The sequence below is a fragment of the Mesorhizobium sp. M8A.F.Ca.ET.207.01.1.1 genome (genome assembly GCF_004794715.1).
In the GTDB taxonomy this organism is placed as follows: Bacteria; Pseudomonadota; Alphaproteobacteria; order Rhizobiales; family Rhizobiaceae; genus Mesorhizobium.
Window position 1 is genome coordinate 1 of the sequence record NZ_SRUS01000409.1, and the last position, 315, is coordinate 315.

Annotated in this window: 1 protein-coding gene; it reads right to left on the reverse strand. The window is 62.9% G+C overall.

The features are described 5' to 3' along the window. On the reverse strand, positions 1-258 hold a 258-nt coding region (gene rpsO, locus EN850_RS35130; RefSeq protein ID WP_005417886.1), incomplete at its 3' end, for a 30S ribosomal protein S15. Between the last annotated feature and the right edge of the window lie 57 nt (positions 259-315).

Here is a 315-nt window from a genome sequence, read left to right on the forward strand (position 1 = left end):
GCGACGCAGGCCAAGCTTCTCGATCAGGGCCTTGTAGCGCTCGACGTCCTTCTTCTTCAGGTAGTCGAGCAGGCTGCGACGGCGGTTGACCATCTGCAGCAGGCCGCGGCGGCTGTGGTGGTCCTTCTTGTGGGTCTTGAAGTGGCCGGTCAGCAGTTCGATGCGGGCGGTCAGCAGGGCCACCTGGACTTCCGGGGAGCCGGTGTCAGCGGCGCTGCGCTTGTTGTCTTCAATGACCTTCTGGGTGTCGATCGACATTTTCTTTTTTCTCTGTGATGCGTGGCCGGCAGGAACGCGCTTCGCGCACCGCCAGGC